Consider the following 15,510-nt stretch of genomic DNA (forward strand, 5'->3'; position numbering starts at 1 on the left):
CCTTTAAAAAGCTCACTTTAAACTTATATGATACTAGCGGTGTGCAATTGGGTCTGCATTGCCGTCCGGGTCGTTATTTACATAACCGTCAGTAGCAATGTTACCCAGCAACAGCAGGCCTGCTACGTGCGGAGATGCCATTGACGTTCCGCTGATAGTGTTATAGCCACCACCTTTCCAGGTAGAGTTGATGCTAACGCCTGGTGCACAGTAATCCACAGGAGGGTTGCCGTAGTTAGAGAACGACGCAAACCGGTCGTTGCTATCCATGGCCGATACTGTGTAAATGTTGTTGTGGTTAGCACGTGCCGGAGAAGAGTTACCAGCGTGCGTGCTTTCATTGCCGGCAGCCAGGGCAAACTTAATGCCTTTAGCGGCAGCAGCCACCACAGCGTCATCCAGGGCCTGCGAAACTGGCCCACCAAGGCTCATGTTAGCAGCGTCGCCAGACTTAGCGTTGGCAGCAACATAATCTACACCGGCAATTACGCCAGAGTATGAACCACTACCGCGTGAGTCAAGCACTTTTACGGCAACCACAGTTGCGTCGTAAGCAACGCCAACTACACCTATGGTGTTGTTTTTGGCCGCAATAGTACCAGCTACGTGCGTACCGTGGCCATTGCCATCGTCAGCAGAACCAGCATCTCTGCCTGTCGTAAACATCGATACACTACGCGCGGCGTCCACGTTCAGGTCTGGGTGGTCCAGGTCTATACCTGTGTCGATTACCCAAGCAGTTTTACCGGCACCACTGGCGCTACCTACACGCGTAATGCCGTAAGGCACAGTCTGTCCGGCAGTACCGCCGCCGCCGCCACCTGGCTTAGCCAGCATCACGATTCTATCTGGCTCCACGTAATCTACACGCGGATCTTTGCGAAGCGTCTCAGCCTCATTAGCGGAAAGCTTTACAGCCACACCTTTAATCGCCTGGCCGTAAGCCTGCTCAACTTTAAAGTCGCTGATACCGTTTTCAGCCATGATGTTTCTACTAACCTCGCGCACCATTTCCAGGCGCTGCTCATAGTTAGCATTTTCACTCATACGCAGGTTAGCACCATCCTTATATACAACAATGTACTGACCCGCTATAATTGCACCATTCTGGCTTTCCGCTTGGAATTCAGCCATCGGTTCAGCCACGTCGCCAGACTCGCTATCGCAGGCGGTGAAAGTGCATGAGAAGGTTACTGCTGCTGCTCCTAACATAAGGGAGCGCATCACATTGTTAAGATGTAATCTGTTTTTCATGTGAGAAAAAATTAAGGTGAGATAAAAATATTTAATGGAACAATAACTCTAATGTACTGATATTGGATGTTATGCGCAAATAATTTTACTGAAATATTTATTAACACTATATATAAATTGTTTCATAGCACCGTGAAGGCACTTTTTAAAATAAGGTTGATTGTACGCCTTTTAGAACTTATCTCTGCTGATGCTGCTGATCCTGCGCCCCCTGTTACAGCTACCGCAACCGCTTGTGTACGTGTTTGTATTTAAGCGGGATAACATCATTTTCATCTTATTAGAAGATTACAATTTTAAAACAACAGCCTGCTTCACAAATCAGCGGCCCCTTATAATACGATATAGTAAAAAACGATTATCTTTAGGAAACAAGAAAGTATAAGCACTATGAAAAGACCGTTCTTATCCTGTTTCGGCCGCCATCTGCTGTGGGCCGCCTGCCTGTTGCCCCTATTTAGCTGCAACAGCAACTCCGCCGGCGAGGCCGACGGCGAGACAACGGAATCCGCTGCCGAAGATGAGCAGACACTGGAGCCGCTAACCACTGAGAATGCCGTGGCCAAGCTAGAAGCTTTTGGCCAGAACAACCAGGACAGCCTGGCCGTTATCAGCACGCGCCACGGCGATATAAAGGTGCGCCTTTACAAAGACACGCCCCTGCACCGCGCCAACTTTGTACGCCTAACCCGGGCCGGTTTTTACAACGAGGGGGAGTTTTACCGCGTGGTAAAAGGCTTTGCGGTACAGGGCGGCGACTCCGATGAGCGGGAGATGAGCCAGGGCGCCTACAAGATTCCGCAGGAGTTTAACCCAAAATATATACACAAGCGTGGTGCGCTGGCCATGGCCCGCTATGGCGATGAGCGTAACCCGGAAAAAGAGTCCTCGTCCCACAACTTCTACATCGTGACCGGTGAGTCGGTTAGCAAGGAAGATTTACTGGCCTTTGAGCAGAAGCACGGCATCGACTACACCCCACAGCAGGAGCAAACCTACCTTAGTATAGGTGGCGAGCCCGGCCTGGACACAGAGTACACGGTGTTCGGAGAAGTAGTAGAAGGTATGGATGTGGTAGAAAAAATTGAGCAGGAACCAGTAGACGCCTCTGACTGGCCACGACAGATTGTACCGCACACTATTAAAATCGTGAACGAGTAAGAGATTTATACTTCTAAAATAAAAAAGAGGCGCCGCAGAACTGCAGCGCCTCTTTTTGTAAGTATAATTTCCGGCTTACCAGATCTTGATCCTCTCTTCGTCGCTGCGAACCATGGCATCGTTTTGCTCGCAGCCAAATGCCTCATAGAACTGTGGCAGGTTAGATACCGGCCCGTTTGTACGGAATCGGCCCGGTGAGTGTGGGTCAGTCAAGATTTGCTGGTTCTGTGCCTCATCACGCATGTTCACACGCCAGATCTGGGCCCAGGCCAGGAAGAAGCGTTGCTCCGGCGTAAGGCCATCAATTTTGCCCGGGTTGTTCTTTGCCAGGGCCTTCTGCAGAGCAGTGTAGGCAATGTTCAGCCCACCGATGTCCGCAATGTTTTCTCCCAGTGTTAGTTTGCCGTTAACGTGCAGGTTGTCCAGCACTGTATATTGGTTATACTGGTCCGCTACGGCATTGGCGCGGGAATTAAACTTCTCTAGGTCCTCTTTTGTCCACCAGTCTTTCAGGTTGCCCTCATAGTCATACTTAGCTCCCTGGTCGTCGAAGCCGTGCGTCAGCTCGTGGCCGATCACCGCACCCATGCCACCGTAATTCACTGCATCGTCGGCGTTCGGGTCGAAGAACGGTGGCTGCAGGATACCGGCCGGAAACACGATCTCGTTCATACTTGGGTTATAGTAGGCGTTTACCGTTGGCGGCGACATGAACCACTCTTCCCGGTCTACCGGCTGCCCGATCTTGCCGATGTTGTCATTGAAAGCAAACTGACTGGCACGCATCACGTTGGCGGCATAAGACTCCCGGTTAATATCCAAGCCCTTATACTCTTCCCACTTGTCCGGGTAGCCTATCTTCACGGCAAAGGCCTCCAGCTTCTGCAGCGCCCGCTCCTTGGTCTCCTCTCCCATCCAGTCCAGGTCGCGCACATGCTCTTTAAAGGACTCCTGCAGGTTATCCACCATGGCGATAGCCTTTTGCTTAGCTTCAGGAGAGAAAGTTTTTTGCACATACAACTGGCCTAAAGCCTCGCCCAGCGCACTGTCGGTGGCGCGCAAAACGCGCTTCCAGCGTGGCTGCATCTCTTTGGCTCCGCTCAGTACTTTACCGTAGAAATTGAAGTTCTCCTGCACAAAATCCTGGCTAAGGTACGGGGAGGTGGTACGGGCCAGGTGCCAGGTAGTATAGGTTTTCCAATCTTCCAGCGGTACGCTTTTAAGCATGCTGTTCAGCTCTTTAAAAAACTCTGGCTGGCCCACTATCACCTCCTTGGCGGCCGTGCCCCCCATTCCGGCTAATAGTTGGCTTACCTTCAGGTTCGGGTTCTGCAGCGTAAACTCCTGAATGGTCATCTTGTTGTAGTTGGCATAAGGATCGCGCAGGTCCACGCGTGCCCTGGAAGCTTTGGCCAACCGGGTTTCTATATCCATCACCGTTTTCGCTTTCTGTTGCGCCTTAGCGGCATCATTGCCCAACAGCTGGAACATGTTCTGCAGGTGCTTTACATACTCGGTCCGGATAGTTTTGGAGCGCGCATCGTCTTTCAGGTAATAATCGCGGTCTGGTAAGCTCAGTCCGCCTTGCCCAGCCTGCAGCGCATACTGGGTGCTGATTTTATCATCCTGGGTTACATACATGCTGAAGTACCCGCTGATGCCTTTCGTTTTGAGATCGGCCACAGTTTTTATGAGTTCATCAGCACTTTTCACAGCCGTTATTTTATCAAGCTCCGGCTTTATGGGTGAAATCCCAGCTTTATCTGCCGCAACGGAGTCCATTCCTACCGCATAGAAATCGCCTACTAACTGTGCCGAAGAGCCTTTGGTGGCAGTGGTATTCGAGGAGGCTTCGGTTAACAGCTCCCGAAGCACAGCGTTGTTTTTCTCGGCCAGCTCATTAAAGGAGCCCCAGCGGCTCTCGGAAGCCGGAATCGGGTTGTTCTTCAGCCAGCCTCCGTTTGCATACTGGTAAAAGTCTTCGCAAGGACTCACGGTGGTATCCATGTTTGCCAGATCTATGCCACGCCCCTTTACAGCTTCTGCCGTATCAGCAGTGCTACCTTCTGTAGAGGAGGAGCTACAGCCTGCCAGCAGTACACCTGCCACAACAGCAGAAAGTGGCAACAAGTATGTTCTTTTCATATTCTGAAAATTAGGTTAGATGATAAGGTTAAAGTATAAATTGTGAAATCGGTTACATTTTATTCAAGTGAGAGCCTCCCCCACCTAGCCGATTTCATACGGAAAATACGGCAAATAGTGTGCATTCTGTTAACTATCTATAATTGGGCGGGCAGGTTGAGACCTGTCTGTGCGAAGATGTAAACCCACCCCTTGAGAGCTAGGCTCGTCAGCTCAAAACTCCCTTTTTGGCTAGTCCCGAGAGGGGAATTTCAGTAAAAGATTGTCACCCCTGCCCCCTTCTTTGTCGAGGGCCCCTACCCCCAAAACAGGAGAGGGAGTTTCGCAGTACCGGTTCCAACCACCCCTGCCCCTCAGAGCTACGCTCGCTACCTTCGAACTCGCGTTCTCGGTAGTCCAAGGAGGGGAGCCTGTAATTACTGATATTGAAGTGTAAGTTTCATCGTTGGGGATGGCTGTCAACAGCAATAGTGTAAACCCACCCCTAGCCCCTCCGAGGAGGGGAATTATACTTGTTCCATGGTAGTAAGCACAGTGGCTATCGAAAACCGTTTCCAGTCTTTCCGTTGAGCGCCTTTGGAGTTTTTCCGGTGCCGAACGGAGTGAGGCATTGCGACGCAGGAGCAAAGGAAAAGCTCCCAGCGCGATGCGGGAAGACGAGCCCTCCCGGGCCTGAGGGAGCCAAAGCAGGAGGTGCAACTTAAGGTTCGTAAGACTGAGGATCAGCAGTGGCTAGTAAGGATAGCTTGGTTCAAGCTACAGAAAGCAGTAGCTATGGAAGTATAAGTATGTGGACTAGGAAGTCCGCGGCAGAGAGGTTCCGGACAAGGATGTCCGGAACAGCGAAATTGACAGGTGTAAGAAGATAGCCAAAGTATAAAGTATGGCTTTTTAAGCCAGTTGAGTTATAAGCTCAACATCACTGTAAGACACAAGTCAGAAGACTTGCGCCAGAAGGGAGCCAGAAAGAGGCAAAGAAAGCATAAACTGGCAAGTATAGTCGAGGATAAACCTTGGCTAACAAGTATAGCTAAAATATAAAACAGGTCAGCCAAGTATAAGCTATGCAGGCAGCGACTACATCCGACAACCAAATGCAAAAACGCCCCGGCTAGAAAGTATAGCCGGGGCGTTTTAAGAATTATTACACAGTGCTTACTGCACCTGGCGGTTCTTCACGTATTTCTCCAGCCACTGATCCATCTCCCAAAGCATGTGCAGCACCGACTCCTTGGCGCGGTAGCCGTGGCTCTCGGCTGGCAGGAACACCAGGCGGGCCGTGGCTCCGTGGCCTTTCAGGGCATTGTAGAAGCGCTCGCTCTGGATCGGGAACGTGCCCGAGTTATTGTCGGCCTCCCCGTGGATGAGCAGGATCGGCTCATTCACCTTGTTGGCAAACGAGAAAGGAGACATCTGGAAGTATACTTCAGGGGCATCCCAGTACGTGCGCTCCTCCGCCTGGAAACCGAACGGCGTAAGAGTGCGGTTATAGGCTCCGCTGCGCGCGATACCAGCCGCAAACAAGTCTGAGTGCGCCAGCAGGTTGGCTGTCATGAAGGCACCGTAGGAGTGGCCACCCACAGCCACGCGCTTGGGATCGGCAACACCCATCTTCGCCACCTCGTCTATAGCGGCCTTGGCGCTGGCCACCAGCTGCTGCACATAGGTATCGTTTGGCTGTGCGTCGCCCTCGCCCACGATCGGAATATCGGTTCTGTCGAGCACGGCATACCCTTGCGTTACCCAGAACAGCGGAGAACCCGAGCTGATGCGCGTAAACTCATAAGGCGAGCTCTTTACCTGCCCGGCGGCAGAGGCGTCCTTAAACTCGCGCGGGTAAGCCCACAGCAGCATTGGTAGCGGCGCATCGCCTTTCTTGTAATCCTTTGGCAAGTATAAAATGGCCGTCAGGTTCACGCCGTCCTCGCGCTTATACTTCAGCATCTGCTTCTGCACGCCCTCCAGTTGCGGTGTCGGGTGCGGGAAAGCCGTTACCTGCGTCAGTTTTTTGCCATCAATGTCGCGCACGAAGTAGTTTGGCGGGTCATTCTCAGACTCTCTCCTCGTGATGATCTTCTTATCGTTCAGGTCGATGATATCCACCGGACGCTCATAGTATGGCGCCTCAGACCTCCACATAATATCCGCCTTCTTCGACTTTAAATTAAACTCGCTCACGAACGGGCGGTTACCTTCCGGCGAGCCTCCCTCCGAGATCATGTAAATATTTTGCTTCTTCTTATCCGTTAAGAGCACACTGCGGCCATACTTGTTCTTGGTGAACACCGGCAAGCCCGGATCATTGTAATTATCCTCGTAAGAGCGCTCGATCAGCACGGTGGCTTTGGCGGCTGGTTTGGATGGGTTAACCAAAGTGCTGCGTTCTTGGCGGGTTTTCCACCAACGCTCGTTCACGATGGCCATGTTATCGCCCCACATCACGCCACGGTAACGGTATTTGGTAGCGGCCAGTTGGGTAGGCTTCGCGTTGAAAGGTGCATCCAGCATGTATACATGGTCGCGCACGGCAGCCTCTTTGTTGGCATCGCCGCCGTCCTGCGCCTCGGCCCAGTAAAGCGTGGCAGGTTTGTCAGGGCGCCAGTTATAGCTGCGTGGGCCTTTAGCCACGGCATCAAAGGCAATCGGAATATCCTCGGCCAAAGGCAGCTGTGCCAGCTCCTTAACTTTCTGGCCACTGCGGTTCCATACTTCCACTTTGTACGGGAAGTAGTAATGCGGCACCAGGTAAGAGTATGGCTTCTGGATAGTCTGCACCAGCAGGTATTGCCCGTCCGGCGAGGTATCTATACTTTTAATGATACCCGCCTCCCCTATCGGCTCCTGTTTTCCGTCCACAGAAACCAGCTTCAGCTGCGTCTGCATGTAGTAGTCAAACAGCTGCTCATCGGAGCGGTTCTTCAGTAAATCTTGGTAGGTGCGCGATGGCTTGGCCTTGCCTATGTTCTCCTGAATGGTGGGGCCTGCAGGCGTAGTCGATGCTTTCGGCACTTCGCCACGCTTCTCATCCACAAACTTCACCACCAGCGTCTTGCTGTCCGACAGCCACTCGAACGGGCTACCGCTGTAGGCGTCGTTGATCACGGCCTCCGTCAGTTTTTTAGCTTCCCTGGTGTTGAGATCGGCCACCCATAGCTCTATCCCGTTGGCTTTTGTGTTGGTAAAGGCAACATACTTCTCGTCCGGCGACCAGGTAACGTTAGACAACTGTGCGTTCTGCGGCAAGCCTTTTATCTCAAACTCATCTGCATTGCTTACCTTTTTCAGTTTAAGGCCATTAAAGTAATAGCCGCGGCTGGGACCGTTGGTGGCCGGGTTGATGCGCATACCGGCCAGGCGGCTCTCCGGCGCCGACACTTCTTCTATACTTGGGTAGCCCGGGCTCTCCAGCAGCAGCATCCAGTCGCCTTTGGCGCTTATACTTACCGATGGTGTGTTCGGTGCCTCAATAATGGCAGCCATCGTTTCAGGCGGCCGCTGATAGCCGGTTTTAGCAGCCTGCCCGTTCTGGGCCAGCGCCACAGGGGCCGCTCCTCCTAAGAGTAGCAGGCATAGCAGCCTGGAAGCCGCTCCTCTCGCCAATTTGTTTCTGGTAAGATTCATGATCAGATTCAGTTGAAAAGTTTAGATGATGGTGTAGACTAAAAATAGCACTTAAGGTTTAAATAAACTACGCTGATTTATCAACGCGCTTTCTTATATTTAGCATGTACTATATATCCTACGAATAAGAGCTAAGAACATGAAAAACTTACTTAAACTGCTCCTTACGGCACCACTGGCTGTGCTTGCCTTGCCCACCCTGGCACAACAGGAGCACATCGGCAAACTGGAAGTTGAAAAGAATGAGATTTATGTGGCCCAGGCCACAGATTTGCGCATCGACACACTCATACTGCACCAGAACGCCAGCATCCGGTTTGCGGCCGGGGAGCACAGCACACTGCAGGTACAGCATGGCTTCATCGGGAAAGACTGCGTCATTCTATCAGCTGGAGAAAACGGCATGAGAGGCAAACTGGGCGCAGACGGAATAGCGGGCACCGACGCAGGAAGCCTGGCTATTGACATACACCTGGAGCAGTTGGGCAGCCTGACCATAGACACGCGCGGAGGCAACGGCGGAGATGGCTAACGTGGGAAAAATGGCCGTAAAAGGCGTGAAGAGACATCTAGCCATAAGGTTCCTGACGGCAAAGGCGGTTACACGACGGTTGTGAACACAGAGGTGATTGAGGGCACAGCTGGAGAATGGGGCACGGCCCCCGGCAGTGGCGGTAACGGCGGAGACGTAACGCTACGGTACAGCACGAGTGGCTTTACTCCTAACTTTAACCGTAAAGATGCGCCACATAGTATAACAGTACTTTACCAAGCAGGCTTGGCCGGCAAACGAGGCCGTGATGGTGTTTCGTATGAGGGGAGTCTGTCCAGGCAGTCCATGAGCTATCAGCCCAGCCATAATGAATTACGAGACGGCACTGTGCAGTTAGAGAAAAAATAATAACGCGAAGGGGCCATTCGTTATACTTGCCATAACCAGCAGGGCTCCTATTTTCCCTGTTTCAGAAACTAATCCTGCCCAAATCGGCTTTAAGGGATAAGAATACCGTAATCTAATCCATGAGCAAAAGTTTTAAGACACCCGACCGTGTAATCTATGTTTGCACGGGCAGTAAGTGCAAAAAGAAGGGCGGCAAAGACCTGGGCAAGATGTTCCGGGGCATGATAAAGGAGATGGGCTTGAAGGGGCAGGTGGAGGTGGTGAAAACCGACTGTACCGACCGCTGCGATTACGCCCCCGTGGTGTGCATGCAGCCGGACAACTTCTGGATGTCCCAGACAGACGAGGCCAGGGCAAAAGAGGCTTTTCAAGAGCACATACTAAACGCTAATAAGAAACAGGATATTCCATAAACATTGCGGCCCCGGAAATGCTCCGGGGCCGCAATGTTTATACTTTAAAATACGACTATCCTTCGTATGTATCTTCATACTTGATCTTGGGCACGCGCTTGTCGATCTCGTACTGGCCGGTGCCTTCCTCGCCGATCACCTCGAACAGCTCCAGCGCACGGCGGGCCACATACTCCTCCTCTATCTGCTCGGTCAGGAACCACTGCAGGAACGTAAAGGTCACGTAATCTTTCTCCTTCTGGCACTTGTCGGCCATGCGGTTGAAAGACTGCGTAACGGCTATCTCCTGTTGCAAGGCCTGCTCAAACACGTTTCGGAAAGAGTCGAATTCTATCTGGATATTGGAAACGCCTGGCGACACAGCACGCCCGCCCATATCGGATACATACTTGAACAGGCGCAGCATGTGCTCGCGCTCCTCGTCGGCCTGCTTTTTAAAATAGCCGGCGCTGCAGTCAAAGCCGTTGCGGTCGCACCAGCTGCTCATGGCCAGGTACATGGCCGAGGCCTCAGCCTCCATTTTTATCTGATCGTTCAGTATTTGCTCTATCGTCTCGCTAAGCGAGGTTCTAAGTCTTAATAAGTCTTTCATAATTTTGGGTGTTACGTAGGGGTTTGGATGATTGGCGGTGGCTGGCACCTCCTCTTTCATACCTTAAGATAGGCAGTTTTGTTTTGCAAGAGCAACCTACCTTATAAATTCGGAAGAAGTCTAAATAAAAAAAGCACAGCCTTTGAGGGCCGTGCTCTATATTTCTAACGAAAAATATCTCAGGTAGTTACACCAGCGTTGCGTTCAGGCACTCATGCAGCATGCTGTTAAGCTCAAGCACGAACTTAGCGCCCGCCAGCAGTTCCTTTAAGGCATGATGCTCGGCCAGGGTAAGCACAAAGCAGCGGTCGCAGCCGCAAACCGTGATAATGCTGAAATCGGAAGAACGCTCCGGACTGTTGGCCATCGCATCCAGGTCTATACTATCCACCGCCTTCTTCAGCCGAAGAAAAGCATCCAGCTTCAGCACCGTCAGTTCTCCCGCAAAGCTCAGCATCAAACGGTTATGACGCTCGCACTGGTAAACGGCTCCTGCCTCAGAAGTATAAATTTCGGGTAATTGCGTGGCTGTATGCATCATGTGGCGTAACTTAGGTAAATCGGCGCTGCGATTGTACTGCAAATCTAAAGACTATTTAGAACCAGTCCAAATAAAACGCAAGCTTATTTAGAATTAGTTCAGATAAAGTATCAAAGCATGAAAGATCAATTTGATAAAGTAAACCTGGCGGAGAAGTTCGCCCAATTCTCTGACCACTGGAACCCGCGCATCGTAGGCGAGCTAAACGGCCAGCAGGTAAAACTGGCAAAGTTTCTGGGGCCGTTTGAGTGGCACCACCACAAGCACGAGGATGAGTTTTTCCTGGTGGTAAAAGGAGAATTTGAGATGCACCTGCGCGACAAGGTGGTAACGCTGAAGCCCGGCGAGTTCATGATTGTGCCGCGCGGCGTGGAGCACCGGCCTGTAGCCCACCAGGAGGCTGAGGTGCTCATGTTTGAGCCCGCCAGCACCGTGAACACCGGCAACCTGCAGGGTAGCGAGCGGACTAAAAAGGATCTGGAGCGGTTGTAGTTTGGTTGTTGATTTATACTTGGCCGGGGACAACCACCCCTACCCTTCTTTTTAAGGTACTTAGTAAGACACCTTTTTTTCTGCCGCGAGTTTTCAACTCGTGGCTTATAATGAGGCCAGCTTTCAGCTTGCGAAGGACTGAACTGGGCTATTATCCGACTTATGCGAGCTGAAAGCTCGCTGCCATGGATAACCACGAGTTGAAAACTCGCGGCAGATCGGGCGTCTTATTCTATTTGCTCTTTCGGATTTGCAATCCGATTTTATACTTTGCCAGCTGCTAAGAAGCGGCTATGAGGTAGATATCTGATTGCAAATCCGAATATCAAGAGCTTCGGGATTACAAATCCCGAAGAGCAACTGAGTTATCGGCAGACGATTATCATCCCCCTACCCCCTTCCAAAGGGGGACTTTTTATGGTTAACAGTTTATTCTGATTAGTACTGAAAGGAGTGAGTCTAAAGTATCAAGCTTTTACACATTCGTGCTGGAATGTCCCCCTTAGAAGGGGGCAGGGTATGACCTGCATAGGTGGCGCAGGTTAGTCATAGATTGGAATCAAGCGGAAGCGTTCTCTCTTATATTTTACTCAACCCCTAAAACCCCTTCACCTTATGCGCTTTGGTAAGTATAACTTTCAGGTTCAGCCGCACTAGGTCGCCCATGTTTTTGCACTTCATAAAATCTTTGGAGTTGTGGTGCTGCGACAGCTCCTGCTTTAGCTGCTCCACTTTTTCCGGGGTAGAGATCGTGTCCTGGCGCATGCAGTCGATGAGGTCTTTGAGGCGGTAGCGGGCTGATTTGAGGCGGCGGAACATGAGCGTGCGCTCCTCGTTCTGGTACTGCCGCACCACGTCCGGCTTCAGCAGCTTCAGCACCAGCTCCACGATCACGTTGTTGTCTTTAAAGAACTGGGGCAGGTACATCGTTTTCTTGCCCTCATAGCTCTGCTGGTCGAAGTCGATAGGCCGCACGCGGTACTGCTCGTCCTCAAAATCAGGTGTTACGTCCACCACATAGTTATAGGAGCGCATATCGCCCAGCAGGCGCACAAAACAGCGCTCGTTAAACTTCACGAACTCCTTGGCAATGCGCACCTTGTTAGTGGTGGGCCGTTTCATAAAGTCTTTGATAAAAACATCGCCGGGGATACCTGCAATATGCTCCTCGATCAGCGTGTCACCATCCACCAGGTAGTTGATGCGGCTCGGCGAGAGGATATGCTCCAACTCAAGGCCGTAAATGCGCGAGGCATCGGCACGCTTCACATAAAAGTAGTCGTAGTTATCATTGAGCTGGTTCATGATCTGCACCCTGAAGGGATTGGAGTTGCCAAAGGTGCAGTAATCGATCCGTGACACGTACAGGTGTTCCATCACCGACATGTCGCCGTCTGTTTTCAGCAGGGCGTAGATCATGGTCAACCCCTTATTCAGCTCCTGCTGCGTTTGCTGGTCATACATCACCGACTCCCAGAGCGTGTCGTGCCCCTGTTTATCGTAATACGGGAAGGAGTCGGAGTAATGCAGCAGGCCTTCGTACAGCACCGGCAGCTTGGTTTCGCGGTCGTAGTAGTGCAGGTACTTTCGCAGCCCTTTGCTGATGGGGTAAAACAGCTTCTTTTTGGAGATGTACACCTTGGAGTTAGAGAGTTTGGGAGTAAAAGAGTTTAGGAGTGGAGGGCTTAGGAATTAGAGAAATGTACATATTAACTGCATCATACTTTACCCCTCACCTTCTTCCTATATGCAGATAAGTTACGGGTAAATTTAGTAAATAGCTATACCTCCTTATAGCCCTACACGATTAACTCTCTAACTCCCAAACTCTCTAACTCTCCAACAGGTTATTCTGGTTGAGCACCTGCAGCACCTCGTTTTTGTAGAAGCGGCCGATGGGTATCTCGGTTTTGCCAATGTCTACGGCGGAGGCGGAGAAAGCCTGAATTTTATCCAGGGCTACGATAAAGGAGCGGTGGATACGCAGGAATTTCTCCGGCGGCAGCTTCTCCTCCAGAAACGATATTTTCTGATATGAGATGATTTCCTTTGTCTCCGTCTTCACCCGGATGTAGTCTTTCAGGCTCTCGATGTAGAGAATGCCCGAGAGCATCACCTTCACCATCTTCTTATCGGCTTTCAGGTAGATGAAGGCTTCTTTATAATCTTGCGGAGCAGCTGCGGCAGTAGTCGGGGGAGATGCGGCAGGCGCAGTAGCGGCTGCCTGTGGCTCCGGGGAGGTTACTTTAGAAACCGCTTTTAGAAAACGCTCGAAGGCGATGGGCTTGAGCAAATAATCTATCACGTTCAGTTCAAATCCCTCCACGGCATAATCACGGTAGGCGGTGGTAAAGATTACTTTTGGCGGGTGCGCCAACGATTTCAGGAAATCAATGCCTGTCAGTTTGGGCATTTGTATATCCAGGAACACCAGGTCGATGTGCTCGTTTTGCAGGCAGCTGTAGGCCTCTACGGCATTGTTGCAGCGGCACACGAGTTCCAGGTTGTCCAGCCTTTGGATAAAGGTCTCCAGCACATCCAGCGCCAGCGGCTCATCATCCACAATCATGCAGCGGATTTTATTCATAGTGTAGGTATCTTCATAAAGGAACGCATCCTAAAACAACTCTCTTATTTGCTATAAAAAAGAAAACAAACTCCAAGACCAACCAGCCTACCGCGAGTTTTCAACTCGTGGTTTCCCATGGCAGCGAGCTTTCAGCTTGCGTAAGTATAAGCCAGGCATTAATGCAAGCTGAAAGATTGCCTAAACAAATGCCGCAAGATGAAAGCTTGCGGCAGGTTTCAACTTTACTCAAATAAAATCTCCAACCTGGCGGCGTAGCTGTCTGCCTCGTCTTCAATTTCCAGTTCGTAGCGACCTTCGTAGAGCAGCTCCAGGCGGCGTTGCAGGTTTTTCAGGCCGATGCCGGAAGCCATGGCACGGGTACATTTGCTGGCTTTGTCGGTGCACTTGCAGTTCTCCACCAGCAACACCAACTGCTCGTCGGTTACCTTTATATCAATCCGTATCCAGGCCCCTTGTGTCTCGGTGCTCACACCGTGCTTAAAGGCGTTCTCTACGAAGGGCAGCAGCAACATGGGCGCAATCTGCTTGCCGGCTATACTTCCGGTGGCCGAAAACTGCACCTCCACGCGCTCGCCGTAACGCACCTGCTCCAGGGCGATGTAGTTTTTGATGTACTCCACTTCCTTATCCAGAGGCACCATCGCGGCATTGGCATCGTGCAGCATGTAGTCCATCAGGCCCGACAGTTTCAGCACCACCTCGGGCGCGTTATCCGATTTCTTGAGCGTGAGCGAGTATAGGCTGTTGAGCGTGTTGAACAGGAAGTGCGGGTGGATCTGGCCTTTCAAAAACTTAAGCTCTGCCTCCAGTTTGTCCTGCGTCAGGTTGCGGGTTGCCTGTTGGTGGCTGTACCAGTTCTTGAGCAGCGCAATCACCGCTGTGATGGCCACCACATAGTTAATGTTAACGATGTTCTTGATGAAGCGGTAAAAGGTCAGGCTGTTCTCGGTGCAGGTGGTGGGGCAGAAAATGGGGTGAATGAGAAACGGCAGCAGCACGAACTGCATGAGCCCGGCAATAGCCCCCATCAGCAGCAGCAGGTACACGAAAAACTCTAGGTAGCGCCGCTGCAGCAGGTAGCGCGGCATCAGGTAGTACATGTTAAAGTATACCAGCGCCATTTTAAAGGGCAGCTCCACCAGCTCCACCATAAAGGCGTTGTAGTAATCATCAATATAACTGCCATACAGCAGCCCGAAGAAAACCACATACACCGTCCAGAAGAACAGGTGCAGCAGCAGGCGGTTCTGCGTAACGTTGCGTACCTCGGGCAGGCTCCAGGTGGCGCCTGTCTCCAGGGTATTGGCCGTGCTCAACTTTATCTCCATGTTACAAAGGTATACTTTATCCCGCTGTGTGCTAGCGCCAAAGTATGGCTTTTAGACGGTTGGTAGTTATTTCTGGTTAAGTTGCAGTTTCTGCTGGCTTAACAGTTATCTGCGAAAGGAAGGTTCGGGCGAAGAGTAAACGTTGGAGTGGCCAGGTTAACTTTCTATCGAGATGATGCACTTATGAAGGTGCTTGGGGATGCTGGATTGAATGTATTGGTTTAAATTACTTTAGCCAAGTATAAAGAACAGGAATAAAGCTTTATAATATTTTAACCATATAGTATATTCGTTAGTCCGGTTACGTTTACATGCCTACCGTTGGTCGGATAAACTTCATAGTGACGTATATCCAGAAGTTGGCCGTGATTGGGATTATTTTCAGGTTTTAAAGTGGCGTGTCTTTCAGGCTTTTTTAGGGCTGGGCGGCATCAAAGGCCACTAAAGCGGGGCAACGATCAGAAAAAGAGCC

13 protein-coding genes are annotated in these 15,510 nt (G+C 51.2%); 5 read left to right on the forward strand and 8 right to left on the reverse strand.

The window, feature by feature from the left end; genetic code table 11:
- Positions 1–33 precede the first annotated feature (33 nt).
- Entirely contained in the window at positions 34–1,254 is a 1,221-nt protein-coding gene (locus tag OO017_RS08965; RefSeq protein ID WP_266052141.1) for a S8 family serine peptidase, read from the reverse strand.
- Positions 1,255–1,644: 390 nt separating this feature from the next.
- On the opposite strand from OO017_RS08965, the gene OO017_RS08970 reads away from it, so the two are divergent.
- Entirely contained in the window at positions 1,645–2,415 is a 771-nt protein-coding gene (locus OO017_RS08970; RefSeq protein ID WP_266052142.1) for a peptidylprolyl isomerase, read from the forward strand.
- A 75-nt stretch (positions 2,416–2,490) separates the two neighbouring features.
- On the opposite strand, the gene OO017_RS08975 is transcribed toward OO017_RS08970, so the two are convergent.
- Together OO017_RS08975 and OO017_RS08980 are read right to left on the reverse strand one after the other, a co-directional pair.
- Positions 2,491–4,560 (reverse strand): M13 family metallopeptidase, encoded by a 2,070-nt coding sequence (locus OO017_RS08975; protein WP_266052143.1) that lies wholly within the window; start codon positions 4,558–4,560, stop codon positions 2,491–2,493.
- A 1,155-nt stretch (positions 4,561–5,715) separates the two neighbouring features.
- The gene (locus tag OO017_RS08980; protein WP_266052144.1) at positions 5,716–8,181 is read right to left on the reverse strand and encodes a S9 family peptidase; all 2,466 of its coding nucleotides are present in this window, start codon (positions 8,179–8,181) and stop codon (positions 5,716–5,718) included.
- A 139-nt stretch (positions 8,182–8,320) separates the two neighbouring features.
- Between OO017_RS08980 and OO017_RS08985 the strand changes: the two genes are divergently transcribed.
- The 3 genes from OO017_RS08985 (at position 8,321) to OO017_RS08995 (ending at position 9,495) form a co-directional block, all read left to right on the forward strand.
- On the forward strand, positions 8,321–8,713 hold the full coding sequence (locus tag OO017_RS08985; RefSeq protein WP_266052145.1) for a hypothetical protein: 393 nt from the start codon (positions 8,321–8,323) through the stop codon (positions 8,711–8,713).
- Positions 8,714–8,794: 81 nt separating this feature from the next.
- Positions 8,795–9,082 carry a hypothetical protein gene (locus tag OO017_RS08990; protein ID WP_266052146.1) on the forward strand — a complete coding sequence of 96 codons (288 nt, stop codon included), beginning with the start codon at positions 8,795–8,797 and terminating at the stop codon, positions 9,080–9,082.
- Positions 9,083–9,201: 119 nt separating this feature from the next.
- The gene (locus OO017_RS08995) at positions 9,202–9,495 is read left to right on the forward strand and encodes a (2Fe-2S) ferredoxin domain-containing protein (protein ID WP_266052147.1); all 294 of its coding nucleotides are present in this window, start codon (positions 9,202–9,204) and stop codon (positions 9,493–9,495) included.
- Positions 9,496–9,550: 55 nt separating this feature from the next.
- Here OO017_RS08995 and OO017_RS09000 read toward each other — a convergent pair whose 3' ends face one another.
- Together OO017_RS09000 and OO017_RS09005 are read right to left on the reverse strand one after the other, a co-directional pair.
- On the reverse strand, positions 9,551–10,087 hold the full coding sequence (locus OO017_RS09000; protein WP_266052148.1) for a ferritin: 537 nt from the start codon (positions 10,085–10,087) through the stop codon (positions 9,551–9,553).
- A gap of 187 nt (positions 10,088–10,274) precedes the next feature.
- Positions 10,275–10,628 (reverse strand): hypothetical protein, encoded by a 354-nt coding sequence (locus OO017_RS09005; RefSeq protein WP_266052149.1) that lies wholly within the window; start codon positions 10,626–10,628, stop codon positions 10,275–10,277.
- A 117-nt stretch (positions 10,629–10,745) separates the two neighbouring features.
- Between OO017_RS09005 and OO017_RS09010 the strand changes: the two genes are divergently transcribed.
- Positions 10,746–11,120 carry a cupin domain-containing protein gene (locus OO017_RS09010; protein ID WP_369426424.1) on the forward strand — a complete coding sequence of 125 codons (375 nt, stop codon included), beginning with the start codon at positions 10,746–10,748 and terminating at the stop codon, positions 11,118–11,120.
- A 597-nt stretch (positions 11,121–11,717) separates the two neighbouring features.
- On the opposite strand, the gene OO017_RS09015 is transcribed toward OO017_RS09010, so the two are convergent.
- The 3 genes from OO017_RS09015 to OO017_RS09025 form a co-directional block, all read right to left on the reverse strand.
- Positions 11,718–12,758 carry a hypothetical protein gene (locus OO017_RS09015; RefSeq protein ID WP_266052150.1) on the reverse strand — a complete coding sequence of 347 codons (1,041 nt, stop codon included), beginning with the start codon at positions 12,756–12,758 and terminating at the stop codon, positions 11,718–11,720.
- A 193-nt stretch (positions 12,759–12,951) separates the two neighbouring features.
- On the reverse strand, positions 12,952–13,707 hold the full coding sequence (locus OO017_RS09020) for a LytR/AlgR family response regulator transcription factor (RefSeq protein ID WP_266052151.1): 756 nt from the start codon (positions 13,705–13,707) through the stop codon (positions 12,952–12,954).
- Between the two features lie 224 nt (positions 13,708–13,931).
- Positions 13,932–15,038 (reverse strand): sensor histidine kinase, encoded by a 1,107-nt coding sequence (locus tag OO017_RS09025; RefSeq protein WP_266052152.1) that lies wholly within the window; start codon positions 15,036–15,038, stop codon positions 13,932–13,934.
- Positions 15,039–15,510: the final 472 nt, after the last annotated feature.

Source organism: Pontibacter anaerobius (assembly GCF_026241195.1).
Classification (GTDB): domain Bacteria; phylum Bacteroidota; class Bacteroidia; order Cytophagales; family Hymenobacteraceae; genus Pontibacter; species Pontibacter anaerobius.

Bases quoted from the DNA above. Each gene is read 5' to 3' on its own strand.
- OO017_RS08965 (WP_266052141.1), bottom strand. From the start codon at position 1,254: ATGAAAAACAGATTACATCTTAACAATGTGATGCGCTCCCTTATGTTA.
- OO017_RS08970 (WP_266052142.1), top strand. From the start codon at position 1,645: ATGAAAAGACCGTTCTTATCCTGTTTCGGCCGCCATCTGCTGTGGGCC.
- OO017_RS08975 (WP_266052143.1), bottom strand. From the start codon at position 4,560: ATGAAAAGAACATACTTGTTGCCACTTTCTGCTGTTGTGGCAGGTGTA.
- OO017_RS08980 (WP_266052144.1), bottom strand. From the start codon at position 8,181: ATGAATCTTACCAGAAACAAATTGGCGAGAGGAGCGGCTTCCAGGCTG.
- OO017_RS08985 (WP_266052145.1), top strand. From the start codon at position 8,321: ATGAAAAACTTACTTAAACTGCTCCTTACGGCACCACTGGCTGTGCTT.
- OO017_RS08995 (WP_266052147.1), top strand. From the start codon at position 9,202: ATGAGCAAAAGTTTTAAGACACCCGACCGTGTAATCTATGTTTGCACG.
- OO017_RS09000 (WP_266052148.1), bottom strand. From the start codon at position 10,087: ATGAAAGACTTATTAAGACTTAGAACCTCGCTTAGCGAGACGATAGAG.
- OO017_RS09005 (WP_266052149.1), bottom strand. From the start codon at position 10,628: ATGATGCATACAGCCACGCAATTACCCGAAATTTATACTTCTGAGGCA.
- OO017_RS09010 (WP_369426424.1), top strand. From the start codon at position 10,746: ATGAAAGATCAATTTGATAAAGTAAACCTGGCGGAGAAGTTCGCCCAA.
- OO017_RS09020 (WP_266052151.1), bottom strand. From the start codon at position 13,707: ATGAATAAAATCCGCTGCATGATTGTGGATGATGAGCCGCTGGCGCTG.
- OO017_RS09025 (WP_266052152.1), bottom strand. From the start codon at position 15,038: ATGGAGATAAAGTTGAGCACGGCCAATACCCTGGAGACAGGCGCCACC.